Annotated in this window: 19 protein-coding genes; 14 read left to right on the forward strand and 5 right to left on the reverse strand. The window is 72.8% G+C overall.

The window, feature by feature from the left end; translation table 11 throughout:
- Nucleotides 1–297: 297 nt before the first annotated feature.
- Entirely contained in the window at nucleotides 298–1,305 is a 1,008-nt protein-coding gene (locus tag PJ985_RS02920) for an ATP-binding protein (protein WP_271681875.1), read from the reverse strand.
- Between the two features lie 105 nt (nucleotides 1,306–1,410).
- Between PJ985_RS02920 and PJ985_RS02925 the strand changes: the two genes are divergently transcribed.
- A complete protein-coding gene (locus PJ985_RS02925; RefSeq protein ID WP_271681876.1) occupies nucleotides 1,411–2,265 on the forward strand; it encodes an oxidoreductase in 855 nt (284 codons plus the stop codon).
- A 476-nt stretch (nucleotides 2,266–2,741) separates the two neighbouring features.
- Here the strand turns inward: PJ985_RS02925 and PJ985_RS02930 are convergent, their stop codons facing one another.
- Entirely contained in the window at nucleotides 2,742–3,569 is an 828-nt protein-coding gene (locus PJ985_RS02930; RefSeq protein WP_271681877.1) for an HAD family hydrolase, read from the reverse strand.
- A 532-nt stretch (nucleotides 3,570–4,101) separates the two neighbouring features.
- On the opposite strand from PJ985_RS02930, the gene ssd reads away from it, so the two are divergent.
- The 7 genes from ssd (at nucleotide 4,102) to PJ985_RS02965 (ending at nucleotide 9,132) form a co-directional block, all read left to right on the forward strand.
- Nucleotides 4,102–5,181 (forward strand): septum site-determining protein Ssd, encoded by a 1,080-nt coding sequence (gene ssd, locus PJ985_RS02935; protein WP_271681878.1) that lies wholly within the window; start codon nucleotides 4,102–4,104, stop codon nucleotides 5,179–5,181.
- On the forward strand, nucleotides 5,178–6,422 hold the full coding sequence (locus PJ985_RS02940; protein WP_271681879.1) for a TadA family conjugal transfer-associated ATPase: 1,245 nt from the start codon (nucleotides 5,178–5,180) through the stop codon (nucleotides 6,420–6,422). The genes ssd and PJ985_RS02940 overlap by 4 nt, the downstream gene beginning before the upstream one ends.
- A complete protein-coding gene (locus tag PJ985_RS02945; protein WP_271681880.1) occupies nucleotides 6,419–7,270 on the forward strand; it encodes a type II secretion system F family protein in 852 nt (283 codons plus the stop codon). The genes PJ985_RS02940 and PJ985_RS02945 overlap by 4 nt, the downstream gene beginning before the upstream one ends.
- A complete protein-coding gene (locus PJ985_RS02950) occupies nucleotides 7,267–7,863 on the forward strand; it encodes a type II secretion system F family protein (RefSeq protein WP_271681881.1) in 597 nt (198 codons plus the stop codon). Before PJ985_RS02945 ends, PJ985_RS02950 begins: the two co-directional genes overlap by 4 nt.
- 361 nt (nucleotides 7,864–8,224) lie before the next feature.
- Complete coding sequence (locus PJ985_RS02955) at nucleotides 8,225–8,446, forward strand: DUF4244 domain-containing protein (protein WP_333909825.1); 222 nt, start codon at nucleotides 8,225–8,227, stop codon at nucleotides 8,444–8,446.
- Nucleotides 8,433–8,774, forward strand: a complete 342-nt coding sequence (locus PJ985_RS02960; protein WP_271681882.1) for a TadE family type IV pilus minor pilin — start codon at nucleotides 8,433–8,435, stop codon at nucleotides 8,772–8,774. The genes PJ985_RS02955 and PJ985_RS02960 overlap by 14 nt, the downstream gene beginning before the upstream one ends.
- A complete protein-coding gene (locus PJ985_RS02965) occupies nucleotides 8,758–9,132 on the forward strand; it encodes an Rv3654c family TadE-like protein (protein WP_271681883.1) in 375 nt (124 codons plus the stop codon). The genes PJ985_RS02960 and PJ985_RS02965 overlap by 17 nt, the downstream gene beginning before the upstream one ends.
- On the opposite strand, the gene PJ985_RS02970 is transcribed toward PJ985_RS02965, so the two are convergent.
- Nucleotides 9,053–11,671 (reverse strand): DEAD/DEAH box helicase, encoded by a 2,619-nt coding sequence (locus tag PJ985_RS02970; protein WP_271681884.1) that lies wholly within the window; start codon nucleotides 11,669–11,671, stop codon nucleotides 9,053–9,055. The two genes, PJ985_RS02965 and PJ985_RS02970, sit on opposite strands and share 80 nt — an antisense overlap.
- A gap of 21 nt (nucleotides 11,672–11,692) precedes the next feature.
- Here PJ985_RS02970 and bldG point away from each other — a divergent pair, with 21 nt between their 5' ends.
- From bldG to PJ985_RS02995, 5 genes are all read left to right on the forward strand, one after another.
- Complete coding sequence (gene bldG, locus PJ985_RS02975) at nucleotides 11,693–12,034, forward strand: anti-sigma factor antagonist BldG (protein ID WP_271681885.1); 342 nt, start codon at nucleotides 11,693–11,695, stop codon at nucleotides 12,032–12,034.
- Nucleotides 12,035–12,149: 115 nt separating this feature from the next.
- On the forward strand, nucleotides 12,150–12,560 hold the full coding sequence (locus tag PJ985_RS02980; RefSeq protein ID WP_271681886.1) for an ATP-binding protein: 411 nt from the start codon (nucleotides 12,150–12,152) through the stop codon (nucleotides 12,558–12,560).
- A gap of 207 nt (nucleotides 12,561–12,767) precedes the next feature.
- Nucleotides 12,768–15,188 carry a sodium-translocating pyrophosphatase gene (locus PJ985_RS02985; RefSeq protein WP_271681887.1) on the forward strand — a complete coding sequence of 807 codons (2,421 nt, stop codon included), beginning with the start codon at nucleotides 12,768–12,770 and terminating at the stop codon, nucleotides 15,186–15,188.
- Between the two features lie 208 nt (nucleotides 15,189–15,396).
- Nucleotides 15,397–16,107, forward strand: coding sequence for a small secreted protein (locus tag PJ985_RS02990; protein WP_271681888.1), 711 nt, complete (start codon nucleotides 15,397–15,399; stop codon nucleotides 16,105–16,107).
- Between the two features lie 35 nt (nucleotides 16,108–16,142).
- Nucleotides 16,143–17,666, forward strand: coding sequence for a DUF7059 domain-containing protein (locus tag PJ985_RS02995; RefSeq protein WP_271681889.1), 1,524 nt, complete (start codon nucleotides 16,143–16,145; stop codon nucleotides 17,664–17,666).
- Nucleotides 17,667–17,709: 43 nt separating this feature from the next.
- Here the strand turns inward: PJ985_RS02995 and PJ985_RS03000 are convergent, their stop codons facing one another.
- Nucleotides 17,710–18,144 carry a DUF2752 domain-containing protein gene (locus PJ985_RS03000; protein ID WP_271681890.1) on the reverse strand — a complete coding sequence of 145 codons (435 nt, stop codon included), beginning with the start codon at nucleotides 18,142–18,144 and terminating at the stop codon, nucleotides 17,710–17,712.
- Between the two features lie 45 nt (nucleotides 18,145–18,189).
- Nucleotides 18,190–18,573: a TM2 domain-containing protein gene (locus PJ985_RS03005; protein WP_271681891.1), complete on the reverse strand. Its 384-nt coding sequence runs from the start codon at nucleotides 18,571–18,573 to the stop codon at nucleotides 18,190–18,192.
- Nucleotides 18,574–18,841: 268 nt separating this feature from the next.
- On the opposite strand from PJ985_RS03005, the gene topA reads away from it, so the two are divergent.
- The gene (topA, locus tag PJ985_RS03010) at nucleotides 18,842–21,688 is read left to right on the forward strand and encodes a type I DNA topoisomerase (RefSeq protein WP_271681892.1); all 2,847 of its coding nucleotides are present in this window, start codon (nucleotides 18,842–18,844) and stop codon (nucleotides 21,686–21,688) included.
- The last annotated feature ends 117 nt before the right edge of the window (nucleotides 21,689–21,805 follow it).

The raw sequence follows: 21,805 nt of genomic DNA on the forward strand, positions 1-21,805 counted from the left end.
CGGAACGTGACGTTATGGCTACGCTCAAGCGTAGGTAAACGAAGGGTAATGCAGGGCAAAGCTCTGTATTACCTCGCACACTGGTCCGATGCAGGTATGACGCCTATTGGTCTACAAAGTAGGACGGAATGACTGTCCGAGAGATGTCGTTTCCAGGCAAGGTGGCAGGGTGGCGGGACGGCAGGCGTGCGGGCAGCACCGCGCCCCTGACCGCCCGTCAGTGCGACGGAACCGCCAGGGATGCGTCTTCGTGCCGGCCGCCCCGAGGGATCTGCCGTACCGGGAGGGCCGGGCCGCTCAGGCGGACTGCGGACTGAGCTCCGCGCCCGCCCGGCCGGCGAGGGCCTCGTGCAGCACGAAGCCGGAATCGACCTGCGCGGCCAGGTCGGCCCCGGTCTTGTCGTTGCCCCAACTGGCGGCGTTCTTCAGGTGAAAGTGCACCATCTGCTGGGTGTAACGCTCCCAGTCGCGCCGGGCGTGGGCCGCGTCGGCCGTGTCGTGCAGGGTCCGGAGAGCCTGACGGTCCTCCTCGTGCAGAGCGGCGAACGGGCGGGCCACACCACGCTCCAGGGCCCGCACCCAGTCGGAGTGACCGAAGGCCACCAGCAGGTCCTCACCCACCTCGGACCGCAGGAACGCGAGGTCCTCCTCGTCCTGCACCTTGTTTCCCACCACCCGCAGCGGGACCCCGAAGTCCCGCGCGTAGTCCCGGTACTGCCGGTAGACGGACACCCCCTTGCGGGTCGGCTCCGCCACCAGAAAGGTCATGTCGAAGCGGGTGAACATCCCCGAGGCGAAGGAGTCGCTGCCGGCCGTCATGTCGACGACCACGTACTCGTGCCGCCCGTCGACCAGGTGATTGAGCAGCAGCTCGACCGCGCCGGTCTTGGAGTGATAGCACGCCACCCCCAGATCGGCCTCGGTGAACGGGCCGGTGACCAGCAGCCGTGCCTGGCCGTCCTCCAGCGGAACGGTATGTGCGCAGGCGTCGAAGACCGGATTGGACTCGCTCAGCCGGATCAGCCGCGAACCCTCGCCAGGCGGCGTCGTCTTGATCATCACCTCCGGCGAGGTGATCCGGGGATTGTCGCCGCGCAGGTACTCCTTGATGAGCGGCAGACTGCCGCCCATCGGGGTCAGCCCGGCGGCCTCCTCCTCGTCCAGGCCGAGGGCGACGCCGAGATGCTGGTTGATGTCCGCGTCCACCGCGGTCACCGGTACGCCCCGGGCAGCGAGGTGGCGGACGAAAAGCGAGGACAGCGTGGTCTTCCCGCTGCCCCCTTTGCCAACGAAACCGATCTTCATGTTCAGAGCGTAGGGCGAGCCGACCGCCGGAGTCGCACGGCGTGAAGAAGACCACTCGAAGGTGGACGTCTGCCCGGCACCCCTGCGGGCTTAGGCTGCGCACTCATGAAGGCGAACCCGTCGGCCGGTCCCTCCGGCCCTTCCGATCCGCTTGCCCCGCTCGCCGCCCTGCCCGGGGTGACCGAGGCGGTGGACGCCGTCCGCAAAGCGGTGGACCGGGCCTACGGGCACCGGGTGATGCGCCGCCGCAGTTCCGAGATCACCGGCGAGGCGGCCCTGCGCGGCGCCCGCGCCTCCGCCGCCCTGGCCGGCGCCGACTGGGCACTGGAAGAAGTACGCAGACGCAGTGACTTCGGATCCGACGACGAGGCCCGCACGGTCGGGGCGGCGCTGCGCCTCACCGCCGAGGCCGGCCAGCTGCTGGACATCTGGCGGAACTCCCCGCTGCGGGTGCTCGCCCGGCTGCACCTGGTCGCGGCAGGCGGGGCGGTACCCGAGGACACCGTCGGCCGTCCCCGGCTGGCGGGTGAGCCGGTGACCGAGCCCTTCGATGTCCCCTCCTCCCTCCCGCTCCCCGGCGCGGAGGAGGTGGCGGTCCGGCTGGACGGCCTCAGCCGGCTGATCGTTGCAGGGTCGCAGGCGCCCGCGCTGGTGAACGCGGCAGTGGTGCACGGGGAGCTGCTGGCGCTGCGGCCGTTCGGCTCGCACAACGGTCTGGTGGCCCGCACGGCCGAGCGCATCGTTCTCATCAACAGCGGCCTGGACCCCAAGGCCGTCGCCCCGGCCGAGGTCGGCCACGCCGAGCTGGGGCGGGATGCCTACCTGCGGGCCCTGGCGGGCTACGCCTCCGGCACGGCGGACGGGATGGCTGCCTGGCTCACTCATTGCGGGCAGGCCGTGGAGCTCGGCGCCCGGGAGTCGGTGGCGGTATGCGAGGCCCTGCAGCGAGGAGCAGCCTGAACCCGGTGCCCGTATCCGGCCGGACCCTGGCGGAGACCGGACCGTAGCGGGCGCCCGGACCGGGGAGCGGAGCCGCACGGGGGCGGGTTGCGGGGAGGGCGCCGGGTATCGGCGGCGCACACGCAGCGGTGGCGCCGCTCGAGGCTGCGCCACCGCCCGACATGTCCACCGGGTTATCAGGCGTGCACAAATTAGCCGATCAGGGCGGGGTCTTCTCGCCCGCTCCCTGGTGCGGCCGGCCCTATCGCGGGTCTGCTACGCGTGGGTGCCCGGTATTCATGTGTGAGGTCCGTGGGCCGTTGTGCGGAATCCTTCTTCGATTCCGTTGGTCTCGCGGGCCTTCACCTCCTTTGTACTCCTGCCTTCGGCAAAGGGGAAGCGGAGCCCGGAGATTTTACTTACGCCCCGCCGCGCGCCCCCGTCCGCCCGCGCCATGCCCTGCGTCCCGACCCATGCACGGCCCCTCGCCCGGCTGTTCAGGGAAGCCGCGGACGGGCAGTGCTGCTCCGGCGCCTGCTGGCGTACCAGACCAGGCTCGCGGCGCAGACCGCCGCGAGCACGGCCGCGCCGGCGGCGATCGCCGGGCGGGGCGGCAGCGCGGCGACCCGCTGCTTCAGCCGGACCGGACGGCTGAAGGTGAGTACCGGCCATTGCCGGGCCGCGGCCTCCCGGCGCAGCCCGCGGTCCGGATTCACCGTGTGCGGATACCCCACGGCCTCCAGCATCGGCACATCGGTCACGGAGTCGCTGTAGGCGTAGCAGCGCTCGAGGTCGTATCCCTCGGACTCGGCCAGCCGGGCGATCGCCTCCGCCTTCGCCGGGCCGTAGGCGTAGTACTCGATCTCGCCGGTGTAGCGGCCCTCCGTGACCACCATGCGGGTGGCCACCACCCGGTCCGCGCCCAGCAGTTCCCCGATCGGCTCCACGACCTCGGCGCCCGAGGTGCTGACGATGACCACATCGCGGCCCGCCGCGTGGTGCTGCTCGATCAGCGAGGCCGCTTCGTCATAGATGATCGGGTCGATCACGTCATGGATCGTCTCCGCCACGATCTCCTTGACCTGCTGGACGTTCCAGCCCCGGCACAAGTCGGACAGATACTTCCGCATCCGTTCGGTCTGGTCGTGATCGGTCCCTCCGACCAGGTAAACGAACTGCGCGTAGGCGGCGCGCAGCACGGCCCGGCGGTTCATGAGACCGCCCTGGTAGAACGATCTGCCGAAGGTGAGCGTGCTCGACTTGGCGATGACCGTTTTGTCCAGGTCGAAGAAGGCGGCGGTACGCGGCGGCGGCAGTATTTCCACGCACCGAGCATAAACGGCCGCCATTCGGCGTAGGCTTGGCGCGTGGGTTTGCCTGAGAAGGCTCTCGGGTACACCATGGAAGTCACGGATCGTTCGCGACCGTGCTCACCCCGGTCCGGCTCCTCCCCCCCCGAGTCGGGCCGAGGTAGACGACCCCCGCTCTCCCCCCCGGCGGGGGTCGTCGCATGTCCGGATCCGGACAGCGTTCTGCTGCCCGGCACCCTCGGGCCTCCGACCCTCCCGTGCCGGCCTCCCTGCCCCGCGCCGGCCCCCGGGGCCTCCCCGTGCCCGGCCCTGCCGGCCTTCCCCGGCCCCCCGCCGGTCCCTCCCCGCCGTTCACCTGACGGCCACTTCCCGGCCGTCGCATGCCCGCAACTCACCCGTCGGAGTGAACGACTTTTCCCCAGCCGCCGGCCTGTCCACAGATTTCCCCAGTGATCACCAGGGAATTCCGGCAAGCGCCACAGTGAATCCCGTCGCTGTCCGACGCACTTCCGTCACGGAGTGCGCATCGCGAAGGGAGACGGCACGCATGGCGGAATCCGTCCTGATCCTCACTGAGGACGAAGAGCTGCTCGACGACCTGCTGCGGCTCTGCGCCGCGGCCGGAGCCCAAACCGAGGTGCTGCACGGCACTCCGGTCGACTCCGAGCAGTGGCAGCGGGCACCCCTGGTGCTCGCCGGCGACGACTGGGCCGCCCGGCAGCAGACCGGCCGGCCACCGGACCGCAGGGCCGGAGTGCTGCTTGTCGGGCGGGATCCCGACGACCACTCGATCTGGGCCCGCGGTGTGGCGCTGGGGGCCGAGCAGGTGCTTCAGCTGCCGGGCGACGAGGCATGGCTGGCGGATCGCATCGCGGACTCCGCGGAGGACGGGGGCGGGCCGGCGCTGACCCTCGGCGTGCTCGGCGGCCGGGGCGGCGCCGGTGCCTCCACCCTGGCCTGCGCGCTCGCGGTCACCGCGGCCCGGGACGGACAGCGGACGATGCTCATCGACAGCGACCCGCTCGGCGGCGGTCTCGACGTGCTGCTCGGCGCCGAGCGCACGCCGGGGCTGCGCTGGCCCGCGTTCGCCTCCTCCCGGGGCCGCCTGCCCGCCGCCGCCCTGGAGGAGTCGCTGCCGCGACTGCGCCGGCTGAGCCTGCTCAGCTGGGACCGGGGCGACGCGGCCGGTGCCGTACCGCTTCCCCGGGACGCGATGCGGTCCGTACTGGCCGCGGCCCGGCGCCGCGGCGGTGCGGTCGTCCTCGACCTCCCCCGCACCCTGGGCGAGGCCTCCGCCGAGGCCCTGGCGCACGTCGACCTCGGCCTGCTGGTCGTGCCGGCCGAGCTGCGGGCGGTTGCCGCGGCGCGGCGGGTCGTGGAGAGCTCCGGTGCTCTCCTCCGTGACCTCCGGGTTGTGGCCCGGGGACCCGGCAGCGGGGCGCTGGACGGCGAGGCGATCGGCCGGCTGCTGGGGCTGCCGCTCGCCGGGGAGCTGCCCGATGAGCCTGGCCTCCCTGCGGCTGCCGACACCGGGGAACCACCCGGCGCCGACCCTTCCGGCCCGCTGGCGGAGTTCTGTTCCGCCCTGCTGCACCGGGCGCTGCCGGGCCGGGGAGTGGCCGCATGACCCCCGTGTCCGCCAACACCGCCCGCACTACCTCCCCGCGCACTTCCGTCCCGCGCACGCCTGCCCCGGAAACTCCGGCGACTCTTCCTGACCTGCTCGACAGCGTCCGGCTGCGGCTGGCCGAGGAAGGTGCCGAGCCCACGCCCGCCCGGGTCGCCGAGGCCCTGCGCGAACAGGGCAGGCTCCTCGGGGACAGCGCCGTGCTGTCCGTGGTGCGGGCCCTGCGCTCCGAACTGGTCGGCGCGGGGCCGCTGCAGCCACTGCTCGCCGACCCGGACGTCACCGACGTACTCGTCAACGGCCCCGACGAGGTCTGGGTGGACCGCGGGGCCGGGGTCTGCCGGACCGACGTGCGGTTCTCCGACGCGGCCGCCCTGCGCCGGCTCGCACAGCGGCTGGCCTCGGCCGCGGGCCGGCGGCTGGACGACGCGCGCCCCTGGGTGGACGCCCGGCTGCCCGACGGCACCCGGCTGCACGCGGTACTCCCGCCCCTGGCCGTCGGCCACCCGTACCTGTCCCTGCGAGTGGTGCGGCCACGGGCGTTCAGCCTCGCGGAGCTCACCGCGGCGGGTACGATCCCGCCGGGCGGCGAACGGCTGCTGCGAGCCGTGCTCGAGGCCCGGCTGTCCTACCTGGTCACCGGCGGCACCGGCTCCGGGAAGAGCACCCTCCTGGCAGCGCTGCTGGGGCTCGTGGGGCCGGGGGAGCGGATCGTGCTCGTCGAGGACTCCGCGGAGCTGCGGCCCGGCCATCCTCACGTGGTGCGGCTGGAAGCCAGGCCCGCCAACCAGGAGGGTGCGGGACGGATCGGCCTGCGGGAGCTGGTGCGCCAGGCCCTGCGGATGCGGCCGGACCGCCTGGTGGTCGGCGAGGTGCGGGGCGCCGAGGCGTCCGAGCTGCTGGCGGCCCTCAACACGGGCCACGACGGCGGCTGTGGGACCCTGCATGCCAACGCTGCGGCCGATGTGCCCGCCCGGCTGGAAGCGCTCGGAAGCACCGCCGGGCTTCCCCGGGCCGCCCTGCACAGCCAGCTGGCGGCGGCCCTGTCCCTGGTCGTGCACCTCGTCCGGGACCGTGCCACCGGCCGGCGGCGGATCGCCGAGATCCACGTCCTGGACCGCGACGACACCGGTCTGGTGACCACCCTCCCGGCGGCCCGCTGGTCAGCCGAGGGATTCGTCCGGGAGCCCGGCTGGCCGCGCCTGGCGGCGCTCTGCGCCCGGAACGGCGCGGCGCTGTGACCGGGCCCGCAGCGCAGCTTCTCCCGTGCGCGGCGGCACTGTCCGCCGGAGGAGCCGCTTGGCTGCTGACCGGCGGACGTACGGGCGCGCCCGCCGCCAGGCTGCTCCCGCCGGGCGCCGCACCCGGACGGCGGCGGCTCCGCCTGCCCTCACGCGCAGACGGGACCCTCACCAGTGTCCTGTGCTGCCTGGCCGCCGGCGGGGTGGTGGCCCTCTGGGGCCGGTCGCTGCTGCCGCTGGCCGCCGCCGCGCTGCTGGCACCGCTCGCCGCGCGCTGGTGGCGCGGCAGGTGCGGCTCCCGGGACGCCGCGCGGCGGGCGGACGCCGTGATCGGGTTCTGCGCGGCGGTGGCGGGTGAGGTACGGGCCGGCCGGCAGCCCGAACAGGCCCTGCGCGCCGCCGGCCCGAGACACCTCGGTGCGCCCGCCGCCGCCGTGACGGCCGCCGCCCGGTACGGCGGAGACGTCCCGGCCGCGCTACGGCAGGCCGCCGGACAGCCCGGTGCCGAAGGGCTGCGGGCGGTGGCCGCCTGCTGGCAGGTCGCCGTCGACGGCGGCGCCTCGCTCGCCTCCGGCCTGGACCGGGTCGCCGACTCGCTGCGTGCCGAACGTGATCAGCGGGAGGAACTGCGGGCCCAGCTCTCCGGCCCCCGGGCCACCGCCCTGGTGCTCGCCGCACTGCCGGTGTTCGGACTGCTGCTCGGGTCGGCCATGGGCGTGCAGCCCCTGGTGGTCCTGCTGCACTCCCCGGCCGGACTGGCCTGCCTGGTGGGTGGCGCCCTCCTGGAATGGGCTGGGCTCGCCTGGGTGGCGGCGATCGTCCGCTCCGCCGAACGGGCAGCCGCATGACCGTGGCCCTCGTCCTCCTCGCGGCCGGCTTCCTGCTGGCGCCGGCCGCCGCCGCCCGTCACGACCACCGGGTGCGCGGGCGGCTGACCCGGCTCCGCCCCGGACCGTCCCCGGCCGTGGCCCGCCCGATCCGGTGGCCGCGCACCCGGAAAGCGGAAGCCGCGGACGGCCGGCTCCCCGTGGTGGCGGAGCTGCTTGCCGCCTGCCTGGCCACCGGCGCCTCCCCTGCCGCGGCCGCGGCGGCCGTCGGCGGCTCGCTCGACGGGCCGCTCGCCGAAGGGCTGCGCCGGGCCGTGACGGAGCTGCGCCTGGGCGCCGAGCCGTCAGCAGCCTGGGGCCGGCTCGGCGCGCTTCCGGGGGCCGCCGGGCTGGCCCGCAGTCTGGAGCTCGCCGACACCAGCGGCGTCCCGGCCGGCACTGCGATCGGCCGGGAAGCCACCGAGTTCCGTGCCCGCCGCACCCGGGACACCGTCATCCGCACCCGGAGGGCTGCCGTCCACATCACCGGCCCGCTCGGCCTGTGTTTCCTGCCGGCGTTCCTGCTCATCGGCGTCGCCCCGGTGGTCATCGGCCTGCTGCGCACCCTGTGGTGAGCCGCCCGGCCGACGGCCTTCCGGTCACCGGCCTTCCGGTCACCGGACCCCCGGCAACCGTGCTCCCGGCCACCGGCTCCCGCTGCCCCGCACGGTTCCGTTTCCCGCGTCCCCGTTTGTTCCGAACCGGCACCCGTGCCGTACCCACCCCACCCCGCACTGCTGGAGGTTCTCCGTGCCAAGCCGCCGCCTCGTCCACGTCCCCCACCACCTCCCGCCGGGCCCGCGTGCGGCGGCCCGGGTTCCCCGCTCCTCGCGAGACCGCGCTGTCCGCCCCCTGCGGTTCCTGCGGGATGGTGCCATCCGCTCCTTGCGGAACCTGCGGGGCCGCGTCCCCCGCTCCTGGCAGCCGCGGTGGTCCCTGCGGGCCCTCGGCCGCCCGGCCCGCGGGCTCGGCCGGCTCACCGCCCTGCGGCTCCGGGCGGCACACCGGGGCGATGCGGGGATGAGCACCGCCGAGTACGCGGTGGGGACTCTCGCCGCGGCGGCTCTGGCAGCCGTGCTCTACCAGGTCGTCACCTCCGGGGCCGTGACCGGTGCTCTGCAGGCGCTGGTCGAGCGGGCCCTCAATGCCGAGCTGTGACGACCGCGGCTATGTCACCGCGGAGGCCGCCTGCGTGGTGCCCGCGCTCGTGCTGCTGGTCGCCATGCTGCTGTGGGGGCCGGCGGCCCTGGCCGCCCAGCTCCAGTGCGGTGACGCGGCGCGCGCCGGAGCCCGGGCCGTGGCCCGGGGGGAACCGGCCGACACCGTCCTTGCGGTGGCCCGGACTTCGGCCCCGGCCGGGGCCGAAGTCCGGGTCTCCCGGGACGGCTCACTGCACCGGGTCGAGGTGGCAGCCCGTGCCCCGGGTCCCGGTCCGCTGCGGGTGCGGGTGGCAGCGGGGGCGGTGGCGCATGCGGAGCCCCAGTGAGGGCCCGCGCCGGGACGACCGGGGCTCCGCGACCGTGTGGGCGGTGGCCTGCTCGGCGCTGATCAGCCTGGCCTGCCTGGCGGTGCTGGCGCTGGCCCAGGTGGTGGAGGTCCGGCACCGGGCGGCGGGCGCCGCGGACCTGGCCGCACTGGCCGGCGCCGACCGGGCGCTGGCCGGGCCGGAGCGGGCCTGCGCTCTGGCCGGCGAGGTGGCCGGGGCACAGGGCGCCCGCGTGGTGCGCTGCGCGGTGGACGGGGCGTGGGGGGAGGTGGTTGATCTCACTGCGGAGGTGAGGGCGGGTCCGTACCGGGTGCGGGTGCGTTCGCGGGCGGGTCCGCCTGCCGCAGCAGTTCGGTGAGCAGCCGGACGGCGCCGCGTTTGTGCAGGGGTTCGTTGCCGTTGCCGCATTTGGGGGACTGGACGCAGGACGGGCAGCCGCTGTCGCATTCGCAGGCCGCGATGGCGTCCCGGGTGGCGGTCAGCCAGGACCGGGCGGTGTGGAAGGCCCGTTCGGCGAAGCCGGCACCGCCCGGGTGGCCGTCGTGGACGAAGACCGTGGGCAGCAGGGTGTCGGGGTGGAGCGCGGTGGAGACGCCTCCGATGTCCCAGCGGTCGCAGGTGGCGAACAGCGGCAGCATGCCGATCGAGGCGTGCTCGGCTGCGTGCAGGGCCCCGGCCAGGATGGCCGGGGTGATCCGGGCGGCGTCCAGCTGGTCCTCGGTCACCGTCCACCACACGGCCCGGGTGCGGAGCGTCCGGGGCGGGAGGTCCAGCCGGGTCTCCCCGAGCACCTCGCCGGTGAGGATTCTGCGCCGCAGGTACGAGACGACCTGGTGGGTGACCTCGACGTCGCCGAGGCACAGCCGGGCCGCTCCCCACGGGATCTCGGTCCCGGAGTCCAGCACCGAGATCCGGGTGACGTCCCGGGCCCAGGTGGTCCAGGGCGGGTTCCCCTCGTCGACCAGGGCCACCGACTCGTTGAGGTCCAGTTCCCGGACGACGTAGCTGCGGCCCTGGTGCAGGTGGACGGCGCCCTCGTGGACGGCGCTGTGCGCCGCCGCCGCGTCGACGGTGCCGAGCAGCCGCCCGGTGTCCGCCTCGACCACCTGGACGGGATCCCCGCCCTGCCCCCGGATGTCCACGAGCGCGGCCGGGCGCTCGCGGCGTGTCCAGTACCAGCCGCTGCCCCGGCTGCGCAGCAGCCCCCGGGCCTCGAGCTTCGGGAGCAGCCCGGCCGCGGCGGGGTCGAAGAGGGTCAGGTCGGCCTCGGTGAGCGGGAGCTCGGCGGCGGCCGCGCACAGGTGCGGCGCGAGCACGTAGGGGTTGCCGGGGTCGAGGACGGTGGCCTCCACCGGTTGCCGGAAGAGGGCCTCGGGGTGGTGCACGAGGTAGGTGTCGAGCGGGTCGTCGCGGGCGATCAGTACGGCAAGGGCCCCCTGCCGTCGGCGCCCGGCTCGCCCGGCCTGCTGCCACAGGGATGCCCGGGTGCCGGGGTAGCCGGCCAGCAGTACCGCGTCCAGCCCGGCGATGTCCACGCCGAGTTCCAGCGCGGAGGTCGCGGCGAGACCGAGCAGTGCTCCGCTGTGGAGGGCGCGTTCCAGAGCGCGGCGTTCCTCCGGGAGGTAGCCGCCGCGGTAGGCGGCCACCCGGCCGGAGAGGGATCGGTCGACGGCCGCCAGCCGGTCCTGGGCGATGACCGAGACGAGTTCGGCGCCGCGCCGGGAGCGGACGAAAGCGACCGTGCGCACCCCCTGCACGGCCAGGTCGGTCAGCAGCTCGGCGGTCTCCGCGGCGGCCGAGCGGCGGACCGGGGCGCCGTTCTCCCCTAGGGGACGGTCGGCCCCCGCGGCTCCGTCGGCCCCGTCGGCCGTTCCGGTCCCGCCGGCCGGTTCGGAGGGCTCGGTGAGCGGGGGCTCCCACAGGGCGAAGACCAGCTCCCCGCGTGGCGAGGTGTCCTCGGTCACCTCGGTGAGTTCGACGCCGGTGAGGCGGGCTCCGGACGCGCCAGGGTCGGCGACGGTCGCCGAGGCGAGCAGGAACACCGGCTGCGCGCCGTAGTGGGCGCAGACCCGCCGCAGCCGGCGCAGCACCTGCGCCACGTGGGAGCCGAAGACCCCGCGGTAGACGTGGCACTCGTCGATGACGACGTACCGCAGGGCGCGCAGGAAGGAGGACCAGCCGCGGTGCCCGGGGAGCAGGCTGCGGTGCAGCATGTCGGGGTTGGTGAGCAGCAGGTTGGCGTGGTCCCGGGCCCAGCGCCGGGCCTCGGCCGGTGTGTCCCCGTCGTAGGTGGCCGGGCGCACGGCGTGGCCCAGCGGTCCGGTGAGCTGCCGTACGGCGCGTCGCTGGTCTGCTGCCAGTGCCTTGGTGGGGGCCAGGTAGAGGGCGGTGGTGCCGCGCCCGTTCGGGGCCGCGGAGCCGTCGAGCAGGGCGCTGCACACCGGTGCCAGGTAGGCGAGGGACTTGCCGGAGGCGGTGCCGGTGGCGACCACCACCGACTCGCCGCGCAGCGCGGCGGCGGCGGTTCGGGCCTGGTGCTCCCAGGGCAGCTCGATTCCGGCGGCACCGAAAGCAGCCACCACTTCCGCCCGCAGTTCTTCCGGCCAGGCGGCGGTGCGGCCGGGGCGGGCGGGCAGGTGTTCCGTGTGGGTCAGCCGGTCCGCGCGGTCCCCGGTGTTTCCCAGGTGCCGCAACAGGGCACGTGGGGAGTCGCGAGCGGGTGACGCGCCGGAGTCCGGGAGGGCTGGTTCGGGGGGCATCACCAGCGAGTGTGTCACTGGCCGGGGGCACAATGGCTGTAAGGCATCGTGCTGGGCAGTGAGTAAGTGATTGAATGCCCAGGCGGCTGCCGATCCGTCCCCTGCCTCCGGTGGGGTGTTCAGGGGGCGACCGCTCATGAGTTAGGTGCTGGAGGATCCGTGGACCTGTCCCTGTCGACCCGTACCGTCGGCGACCGAACGGTCGTCGAGGTAGGCGGCGAGATTGATGTGTATACCGCGCCGAAGTTGCGTGAACAGCTGGTGGAGCTGGTCAACGACGGCAACCACCACCTGGTGGTGGACATGGAGCGTGTCGACTTCCTCGACTCGACCGGTCTGGGAGTCCTGGTGGGTGGTCTCAAGCGGGTGCGGGCCCAGGAGGGTTCGCTGCGCCTGGTCTGCAACCAGGAGCGCATCCTCAAGATTTTCCGGATCACGGGTCTGACGAAGGTGTTCCCGATCCATGACTCGGTGGACGAGGCCGTCGCGGCCACGGACTGAAGCGTCCGACCGACTCATCCGACCATCAGGACATGAGAGCCACCGTCCCCGGTCGCCCGGCCGGCACAGCCGGCGGCGACCGGGTGCGGCGTCTCGGTACGACCAAGGGGATGGCATGGCCACCGTCGAACTTCGCTTCAGCGCGTCGCCGGAGCATGTGCGGACCGCCAGGCTGGTGGCCGCGGCCGTCGCCAGGCGGGCGGGAGTGGACGAGTCGGTGCTCGACGAGTTGCGTCTCGCCGTCGGCGAGGCGTGCAGCAGAGCCGTCGGGCTGCATGCCCTCCACGGTCTGGAAACCCCGGTGCGGGTGTCGCTGACCGAGGGGGAGAAGACTTTCACCATCGAGGTCGGTGACGACGCGCCGCACACCGTGCCCACCCCCCGGGACGGTTCCGCGGCCGACAGCGCGGACGAGCTCGGCCTCGCCGTCATCAGCGGGCTGGTCGACGATGTCGACGTCACGGCGGACGAGCACGGTGGCTTGATCCGGATGACGTGGCCGGCTGTTCCGGCCATCGTGTCCTGACCCCCTCCGATGGAGTGGGTTCTGTCCCCTGATCAGGGAAATCACCGGGATATGATCTTCAATCGAAGATCATATAACTCCGCCGAACGGCGGTAATCTTCATCAGTGCCGGTGAATTACCCTTCCTGGCCCCTGTTTTCCTCCGGTGCGCCTCTCTACACTCCGGCCACATCCGTTTCGGATCAGCCTGAGCGTCAAGGAGGACGAATGGTGGGGCCGTACACCCCTCTTGGGGACCATCCGCACGCCATCGAGCTAGCCGCCGAGCTCACGAGTGGCAACCGCATCGTGGTCCTCGTGATCGCGGTCATCGCTGCTTCGGCCCTGGCGCTCGCCGTCGTGCTGGCCAAGCAAGTCCTGGCTGCCGGCGAGGGCACTGACAGTATGAAGAAAATCGCGGCGGCGGTGCAGGAGGGCGCCAACGCCTACCTCGCCCGTCAGTTGCGCACGCTCAGCATCTTTGCCGTCATTGTTTTCTTCCTGCTCCTTCTGTTGCCGGCGGACGACTGGAATCAACGCATCGGCCGCTCGCTGTTCTTCGTGATCGGCGCGCTGTTCTCCGCGGCCACCGGCTACATCGGAATGTGGCTCGCGGTCCGCGCCAACGTCCGGGTGGCGGCAGCCGCCCGGGAGGCCAATCCCTCGGCGTCCACCGAGGGCGGGGCCACCAAGGACGTCATCACCGTCCGGCACCAGGCCATGAAGATCGCCTTCCGCACGGGCGGCGTGGTCGGGATGTGCACGGTCGGCCTCGGCCTGCTCGGTGCCTCCTGCGTGGTCCTCGTCTATGCCGCCGACGCGCCCAAGGTGCTGGAGGGCTTCGGTCTGGGCGCCGCACTGCTGGCCATGTTCATGCGGGTCGGCGGCGGCATCTTCACCAAGGCCGCGGACGTCGGTGCCGACCTCGTCGGCAAGGTCGAGAAAGGCATCCCCGAGGACGATCCGCGCAACGCCGCCACCATCGCCGACAATGTCGGTGACAACGTGGGCGACTGCGCCGGCATGGCCGCGGACCTGTTCGAGTCCTACGCCGTGGTGCTGGTCGCGAGCCTGATCCTCGGTGCGGTCGCATTCGGCAACGCCGGCCTGGCCTTCCCGCTCATCGTGCCCGCCATCGGCGTGATCACCGCCATGATCGGCATTTTCGTGGTGGCTCCCCGGCGCACCGACCGCAACAGCATGACGGCCATCAACCGCGGGTTCTTCATCTCCGCGGGCATCTCCGTGGTGCTGGTCGCGGTCGCCGCCTTCGTTTCCCTGCCGAACAGCTTCGCCGACCTGACGGGCGCGAGTGCGGAGATCCTCGGCCACGACGGCGACCCCCGGCTGTTCGCACTGATCGCCGTCTCCATCGGCATTGTGCTCGCCGCCCTGATCCAGCAGCTCACCGGCTACTTCACCGAGCCGAGTCGCAAGCCCGTGCGGGACATCGGGAAAACCTCCCGCACCGGACCGGCCACCGTGGTGCTGTCCGGCTTCTCGCTCGGCATGGAGTCCGCCGTCTACACCGCCCTGCTGGTGGGCCTCAGCCTCTACGCGGCCTTCCTGCTGGCGGGCAGCACCATCATGCTGGCGCTGTTCGCGGTGGCCCTGGCCGGCACCGGTCTGCTCACCACCGTGGGCGTCATCGTCGCCATGGACACCTTCGGGCCGGTGGCCGACAACGCCCAGGGCATCGCCGAGATGTCCGGTGACGTCGAGGGCGCGGGCGCGCAGGTGCTCACCGACCTCGACGCGGTCGGCAACACCACCAAGGCCGTGACCAAGGGCATCGCCATCTCCACCGCGGTGCTCGCCGCCGCCGCGCTCTTCGGCGCGTACCGGGACGCCATCACCGAAGCGGTGGCGGACGTCCGGCTGGTGGAGGCCGACATCGTCACCCTGTCGATGGACATCTCGCAGCCGAACAACCTGTTCGGTCTGATCATCGGTGCCTCGGTGGTCTTCCTGTTCTCCGGACTCGCCGTCAACGCCGTTTCCCGCTCCGCCGGGTCGGTGGTCTACGAGGTGCGCCGCCAGTTCCGGGAGCGTCCCGGGATCATGGACTACACGGAGAAGCCCGAGTACGGCCGGGTCGTCGACATCTGCACCAAGGATTCGCTGCGGGAGCTGGCCACCCCCGGCCTGCTCGCCGTGATGGCGCCCATCGCCGTCGGCTTCAGCCTGGGCGTCGGCGCCCTCGGCGCCTACCTGGCGGGGGCGATCAGCGCGGGCATCCTCATGGCCGTGTTCCTCGCCAACTCCGGCGGCGCCTGGGACAACGCCAAGAAGCTCGTCGAGGACGGCCATCACGGGGGCAAGGGAAGCCCCGCGCATGAGGCGACCGTCATCGGCGACACCGTGGGTGACCCGTTCAAGGACACCGCGGGTCCGTCCATCAACCCGCTGCTGAAGGTCATGAACCTGGTGGCGCTGCTCATCGCCCCGGCGGTGGTCACACTGTCCTACGGTGACGACGCCAGCGCCGGGCTGCGCGCCCTGATCGCCGGGCTCGCCCTGGCTGTCATCATCGGCGCGGTGTACGCCTCCAAGCGGCGCGGCATCGCGGTGGACGACTCCGACACCGAAGCCGAAGGGCCGGCCCCCGAGCGGGACGACTCACCGGCCGGGGCCGCGAACCGGTCCTGACCGCGGCTCCGCTGACCGGCACGGTGTGCCGGGCGGAAGGACGGCGGGCGGTGTGCCTTGTGCACGCCGCCCGCCGTCCGGTGTAGGTTCCCGCACGGGGGCGATTCGCACAGCAGCGCAGTCCGCCGCGCATCCGGTGGCCGGGGCGGCACGCGACCCGCCCCCCGGTGGCACGAAGGGACCAGAAACGGTGAACAAGAAGCTCGCGATGGCATGGTCCGGATGCGCGGTGCTGGCCCTGACCCTGGCCGGCTGCTCCGGCGAGAACGGCGCGCGGACCGAGGCGTGGGCCGAGGACGTCTGTGACGGTATGCAGCCGGAGGTGCAGAAGATCCAGGCCGCCAACGCGGCCATCGCGGAAGCCAGCGAGGGGGAGGACGAGCCGGCTGAGGTGCAGGAGGTCTACTCGTCCGCCTACCAGGATCTCTCCGATGCTTTCGCGGGCCTGGCCACCGCCGTTGACGAGGCGGGTGACCCGCCCGTGGAGGACGGGGAGCAGCTGCGGGAGGACGCCGTCGCCGAACTCAACGGCACCTCCGAGGCGTACGCGGGTATCAAGGAGGCCAGCGACGGGCTGGACACCTCCGACCGGGGGGAGTTCGCCGACGGGCTGCGCGACATGGTCGGACGGCTGGAGGAGTTGAGCCAGACCGGCGACGAGGCGCTGAGCCGGCTGCAGTCCGGCGAGCTGGGCAGCGCCATGGCGGAGCAGGAGGGGTGCCAGGGTGCGCCGGTCGTCCCCGGGGACGGCAACGGCGAAGGGGACGGTGACGACGCCGGGAACGAGGACGCCGGGAACGAGGACGGCGAGGACGCCGGGGGCGAGGACGCGGAGGACCGTACCGACGACGCGGGCGCGGACACCTCCCGTGACGACGCCGCCGAGGACGACGACGAGGGCAGCGGCCGCGCCGGCTGACGAACGGACTGCCGAACGCCCGTCACAATGAAGACGTGAGTATCGCTGATCTGCCTTCCCCCGGTCCGGACACGGCACGCCTGCGGGACGCCCTGCTCGCTGCCTCCTTCACCGCCGACGGGCTGCTGGAGCTGCTCGGTGCCTCCGCCTACGCCGCCCTGGCCAGAAGCGAGAGCGTGCCCGCCCTGCGCGCCACCCGTCAGGACGGCCCCCTGGCCACCTTGACCCGGCTGTTCCTGCTCCAGCAGGACGTCACGCCCGAGCAGGCGAAGGCCGCGCTGCCGATGGAGCCCGCCCTGGCCGACGGCTGGCTGGTGCGCGACGGGCACCGGCTGCGGGCGGCCGTGGACGTACGCCCCTTCTCCGGCCCCGACGGCCAGGACTGGTGGATCGTCTCCGACCCGGGCTGCGCGGTCGGCGGCGCGGCCGGAATCCGCACCACCGGGGAGACCCGCGGGGACGTCGTGCTCGGAGTCGGCGGTGCCTCCACCACCCTCGCCCAGCTGACCGTCCGGGAGCCGGTGGCCCGCGCCCTCGACGTGGGCACCGGCTCCGGGATCCAGGCCCTGCACGCCTCCCTGCACGCCACCCGGGTGACCGCCACCGACCTCAATCCCCGCGCGCTGCGGATGGCACGTCTCACCCTCGCGCTCTCCGGCGCCCCTGAGGCCGACCTCCGTCAGGGCTCGCTGTTCGAACCCGTGGCCGACGACGGGCCGTTCGACCTGATCGTGTCGAACCCGCCGTTCGTGATCTCCCCGCTGCCGTCCCCCGAGGACCGGCTGACCTACCGGGACGGCGGCATGACCGGCGACGAGCTCTGCCGCACCCTCGTGCGGCAGTCCGGCGAGCTGCTCGCCGAGGGCGGACACTGCCAGCTGCTGGCGAACTGGGAACACCTGGAGGGCGAGGACTGGCGGGACCGGCTGGCAGGCTGGATCCCCCCGGGCTGCGACGCCTGGATCGTGCAGCGTGAGCAGCAGGACGTCAGCCAGTACACCGAGCTGTGGCTGCGCGACGCCGGTGAGCACCGCGGGGACCCGGCTGCCTACGCCGCCCGGTACGAGGAGTGGCTGGACGCGTTCGCCGAGCGCGGCACCCGCGCCGTCGGCTTCGGCTGGATCTCGCTGCGCAGGTCCGGCGCAGCGCGGCCGTCCGTCATCATCGAGGACTGGCCGCACGCCGTCGAACAGCCGCTCGGCCCGGAGATCCGGGCGCACTTCGTCCGCCAGGACTTCCTGCGCACGCACGATGACGCGGCCCTGCTGGAGTGCCGCTACACCCTGGCGGAAGACGTCATCCAGGAGCAGATCGGACGCCCGGGGGCCGAGGACCCCGAACATGTGGTGCTGCGCCGCCGGCACGGCATGATGCGCGCCACCACGCTGGACACCGTCGGCGCGGGCCTGGCGGGAAGCTGCGACGGGACGCTCCGGGCCGGGACGATCATCGACGCGATCGCCCAGCTCCTCGGCGAGGACGCGGTGGTGCTGCGCGACCGGACCCCCGAGCTGCTGCGCGGCCTCGTCGAACAGGGCTTCCTGAACGCCGTGGACTGAGCCCCGGCCGTGCGGGGCTGTGGCGCGGCCGGACAAAAATCTGTCAACCCGTCAGGTTGCGGGCCAGCATCCACACCACCGCCACACCGAGCACCACCGCGTTTCCCCGTGAGCTGAGCACCGGCCGGTAACGGCGGCCCCGCAGCCCTTCGTAGAGCCAGCGGCCCACCATCCAGGCAGCCAGCGGGACGCCGAGGAGCAGCAGGACCGCGTTGTCCTGGAAGGCCGCGGCGACGTCACCGTGCAGCAGGTCGTAGGCCATCCGGGTGCCGCCGCAGGCCGGGCACAGCAGGCCGGTCAGCCAGTTGAAGGGGCAGCGCGGCAGGAGCTGCCCCGGCTCGTGCGGGTTGGTGCTCCGCAGGTAGGCGGCTGCCGCCAGGCCCCCGGCCAGCGCGGTCAGCGGGGCCACGGCCGGGTGCGACAGCCGGTTGCGGAGCCGGCCGACGGGCCCCGGTGCGGTTCTTGGTGACGTGCTCATCGTGGCCTCCGCGCCGTGGTCGCTCGCTCCTGGTGCCGCGCAGCCTCAGCTGGTGCGCAGCACCCGGCCGTCGGAGTCGGTGATGCCTTCCTTGGCCAGCAGGTAGATGCCGTCGATCAGCGCCCAGATGAAGAACCCGCCGCAGGTGAGGAGCTGGGCGACGGCCAGTCCGTAGTGCCCGGTGTACCAGCGGCCGGTGCCGAAGGTGCCGACGAAGATCTGCAGGAGCCCGGCGACGAGCTTCGTTTTGGCGGAGTACACCCGTCCGTACGGGTCGTACCCGTAGGGCGCGTGCGGGTCGACGCGGTACATGCCCGGCGGGGGATAGCCGTATCCCGGCTGCGGGCCGTAGTACGTGCCGTACGGCGCACCGTCCCATCCCCGCTGATCATCGTGCGGCTGGTTGGGGTACGTGTGGTCGTCGGACATGATTTTCCCCCTGAGCGGTGAGCCGGTGCGCGGAGCCGGCCGGAGCGGCGTGAGCTGGGCCTGCCGCCCGGCCGGGGCCGGGTGCCGCGCCGGCTCACCGCCATCCTGCCAGTGGTATCCGGCGGCGGGAACGGCGGTCGGCGGGTTACCGTCGGAAGCGGCGCCCGGCATTGCCGCTTGACACGGAGGCGGGAGGTAGCGTCACACTCCGCACCACCGGACCACCGTGAAAAATGCCGAGACAATCACCGGAGAGAAGAGCGAGAAGTTGTCCCCGACCAGCGAGACCGCGAACAGCGGACGCCGACTTGTGATCGTCGAGTCGCCGGCCAAGGCGAAGACGATCAAGGGATACCTCGGTCCCGGCTATGTGGTCGAGGCCAGCGTCGGGCACATCCGTGACCTGCCCAGCAACGCCGCGGAGGTGCCCACCAAGTACAAGGGGCAGCCGTGGGCACGGCTCGGAGTCAACGTCGACGAGGGCTTCCAGCCGCTCTACGTGGTCAACAGCGACAAGAAGGACCAGGTCAGGAAGCTCAAGCAGTTGCTGGCTGAATCCGATGAGCTCTACCTCGCCACGGATGAGGACCGTGAGGGCGAGGCCATCGCCTGGCACCTCCAGGAGGTGCTCAAGCCCAAGGTTCCGGTCCGCCGGATGGTTTTCCACGAGATCACCAGCGATGCCATCGCGGCAGCGGTGGCCAACCCCCGCGAGCTGAACCAGCGGCTGGTCGACGCACAGGAAACCCGGCGCATCCTCGACCGGCTCTACGGCTTCGAGGTTTCCCCGGTGCTGTGGAAGAAGGTCATGCCGCGGCTGTCGGCCGGCCGGGTGCAGTCGGTGGCCACCCGTCTCGTCGTCGAGCGGGAGCGCGAGCGCGTCGCTTTCCGCTCCGCCGAGTACTGGGACCTCACCGGCACCTTCGCCCGGGGCTCCGACCCCGAGACGTTCACTGCGCGGCTGGCCGGAATCGACGGCCTGCGCGTCGCCCAGGGCCGCGACTTCGGTCCGGACGGCCGGCTGAAGAACCCCGGCCAGGTGCGGCACCTCGACGAGGCGGGCGCCCGCGCACTGGCCGCCGGCCTGGAGCACACGCAGTTCGCCGTCCGCTCGGTCGAGTCCAAGCCCTACCGTCGCTCGCCCTACGCGCCGTTCCGCACCACCACCCTGCAGCAGGAGGCGTCCCGCAAGCTCGGCATGGGCGCGAAGATCGCCATGCAGGTGGCCCAGCGGCTGTACGAGAACGGCTTCATCACCTACATGCGGACGGACTCCACCACCCTGTCCGACACCGCGGTGGCCGCCGCCCGGTCCCAGGTCACCCAGCTCTACGGCGCCGACTACCTGCCCGACAAGCCCCGCTCCTACGCCAGCAAGGTGAAGAACGCCCAGGAGGCGCACGAGGCGATCCGTCCCTCCGGGGAGCGCTTCCGCACCCCGGCCGAGACCGGCCTGCGCGGCGAGCAGTTCCGGCTGTACGAGCTGATCTGGAAGCGCACGGTCGCCTCCCAGATGAAGGACGCGGTCGGCCAGTCCGTCACCGTGAAGGTGGGGGGCCGGGCCGCCGACGGCCGGGACTGCGAGTTCAGCACCTCCGGGAAGATCATCACCTTCCACGGCTTCCTGAAGGCGTACGTCGAGGGCTCCGACGACCCCAACGCCGAGCTCGACGACCGGGAGCGGCGCCTGCCGCAGGTCAGCGAGGGCGACGCGCTGGGCGCCCGGGGGATGTCCGTCGACGGCCACGCCACCAAGCCGCCGGCCCGCTACACCGAGGCCACCCTGGTCAAGGAGCTGGAGGAGCGGGAGATCGGGCGCCCCTCCACCTACGCCTCGATCATCAGCACCATCCTGGACCGCGGCTACGTCTTCAAGAAGGGCACGGCGCTGGTCCCGTCCTTCCTGTCCTTCGCCGTCGTCAATCTCCTCGAGCAGCACTTCGGGCGGCTCGTGGACTACGACTTCACCGCGCGGATGGAGGACGACCTCGACCGCATCGCCGCCGGTGAGGCGGAGTCCGTGCCGTGGCTGCGCCGCTTCTACTTCGGCGAGGGCGGCGACGGCCCCGGCCACGCCGCCGCGGACGCCGGGAACGGCGACGGCGGTCACGTCGGCGGGCTGAAGGACCTGGTCAACGACCTGGGTGCGATCGATGCCCGGGAGATCTCCTCATTCCCCATCGGCGAGGGGATCATGCTGCGGGTGGGCCGCTACGGCCCGTACGTCGAGGCTCCCGCCGAGCAGGAGGGTGAGCAGGCGAAGCGCGCCGACATTCCCGACCAGCTGCCGCCGGACGAGCTGACCGTCGAGCTGGCCAAGGAGCTGCTGGCCAAGCCGAGCGGGGACATCGAGCTCGGCACGGATCCCGTGACCGGGCGCCCGATCGTCGCCCGGGACGGCCGCTACGGACCGTACGTCACCGAGGTGCTGCCCGAGGACACTCCCCGGACCGGCAAGAACGCGGTCAAGCCGCGCACCGGGTCGCTGTTCCAGTCGATGTCGCTGGACACCGTCACTCTGCGGGACGCGCTGCGGCTGCTGTCCCTGCCGAGGGTGGTCGGGGTGGACCCGGAGAGCGGTGACGAGATCACCGCGCAGAACGGCCGCTACGGCCCGTACCTGAAGAAGGGCACGGACTCCCGCTCCCTGGAGTCGGAGGAGCAGCTCTTCACAGTCACCGTGGACGAGGCGCTGGCGATCTACGCGCAGCCGAAGAAGCGCGGCCGGGCGGCGGCCAAGCCGCCGCTGAAGGAGCTGGGGGTCGACCCGGAGACCGAGAAGCCCGTGGTCGTCAAGGACGGCCGCTTCGGCCCGTACGTCACGGACGGGGAGACGAACGCCACCCTGCGCCGCGACGACGACCCGGAGACCATCACCCCCGAGCGGGGCTTCGAGCTGCTGGCGGACAAGCGTGCCAAGGGTCCGGTGAAGAAGAAGACGGCGAAGAAGGCCGCTCCGAAGAAGGCCGCGGCGAAGAAGACGACCGCCAAGAAGACCGCGGCGAAGAAGACCGCGGCGAAGAAGACGACCGCCAAGAAGACGACCGCCAAGAAGGCGACGGCCGGGGCGACGAAGGCGAGCGCCGCCAAGTCGTCCGCGCCGGACTCCGAGTAACCAGGCCGACGGCCCCCGCCCCGCCCACCGGGGGCGGGGCGGGCCGGCGCGCGCCCCGCCCCCGGGAGGGCCGCCGTAGTCCTGGGGCCTCGGCCCCGACCGCCCGTCCGCCCTGCC

The organism is Streptomyces sp. ACA25 (genome assembly GCF_028200735.1).
In the GTDB taxonomy this organism is placed as follows: domain Bacteria; phylum Actinomycetota; class Actinomycetes; order Streptomycetales; family Streptomycetaceae; genus Streptomyces.

Excerpts from the sequence above, each read along its gene's own strand:
- PJ985_RS02920 (WP_271681875.1), bottom strand. The coding sequence starts at position 1,305 with ATGAAGATCGGTTTCGTTGGCAAAGGGGGCAGCGGGAAGACCACGCTG.
- PJ985_RS02925 (WP_271681876.1), top strand. The coding sequence starts at position 1,411 with ATGAAGGCGAACCCGTCGGCCGGTCCCTCCGGCCCTTCCGATCCGCTT.
- ssd (WP_271681878.1), top strand. The coding sequence starts at position 4,102 with ATGGCGGAATCCGTCCTGATCCTCACTGAGGACGAAGAGCTGCTCGAC.
- PJ985_RS02940 (WP_271681879.1), top strand. The coding sequence starts at position 5,178 with ATGACCCCCGTGTCCGCCAACACCGCCCGCACTACCTCCCCGCGCACT.
- PJ985_RS02950 (WP_271681881.1), top strand. The coding sequence starts at position 7,267 with ATGACCGTGGCCCTCGTCCTCCTCGCGGCCGGCTTCCTGCTGGCGCCG.
- PJ985_RS02960 (WP_271681882.1), top strand. The coding sequence starts at position 8,433 with ATGCCGAGCTGTGACGACCGCGGCTATGTCACCGCGGAGGCCGCCTGC.
- PJ985_RS02965 (WP_271681883.1), top strand. The coding sequence starts at position 8,758 with ATGCGGAGCCCCAGTGAGGGCCCGCGCCGGGACGACCGGGGCTCCGCG.
- PJ985_RS02970 (WP_271681884.1), bottom strand. The coding sequence starts at position 11,671 with ATGAGCGGTCGCCCCCTGAACACCCCACCGGAGGCAGGGGACGGATCG.
- PJ985_RS02980 (WP_271681886.1), top strand. The coding sequence starts at position 12,150 with ATGGCCACCGTCGAACTTCGCTTCAGCGCGTCGCCGGAGCATGTGCGG.
- PJ985_RS02985 (WP_271681887.1), top strand. The coding sequence starts at position 12,768 with ATGGTGGGGCCGTACACCCCTCTTGGGGACCATCCGCACGCCATCGAG.
- PJ985_RS02990 (WP_271681888.1), top strand. The coding sequence starts at position 15,397 with ATGGCATGGTCCGGATGCGCGGTGCTGGCCCTGACCCTGGCCGGCTGC.
- PJ985_RS03000 (WP_271681890.1), bottom strand. The coding sequence starts at position 18,144 with ATGAGCACGTCACCAAGAACCGCACCGGGGCCCGTCGGCCGGCTCCGC.
- PJ985_RS03005 (WP_271681891.1), bottom strand. The coding sequence starts at position 18,573 with ATGTCCGACGACCACACGTACCCCAACCAGCCGCACGATGATCAGCGG.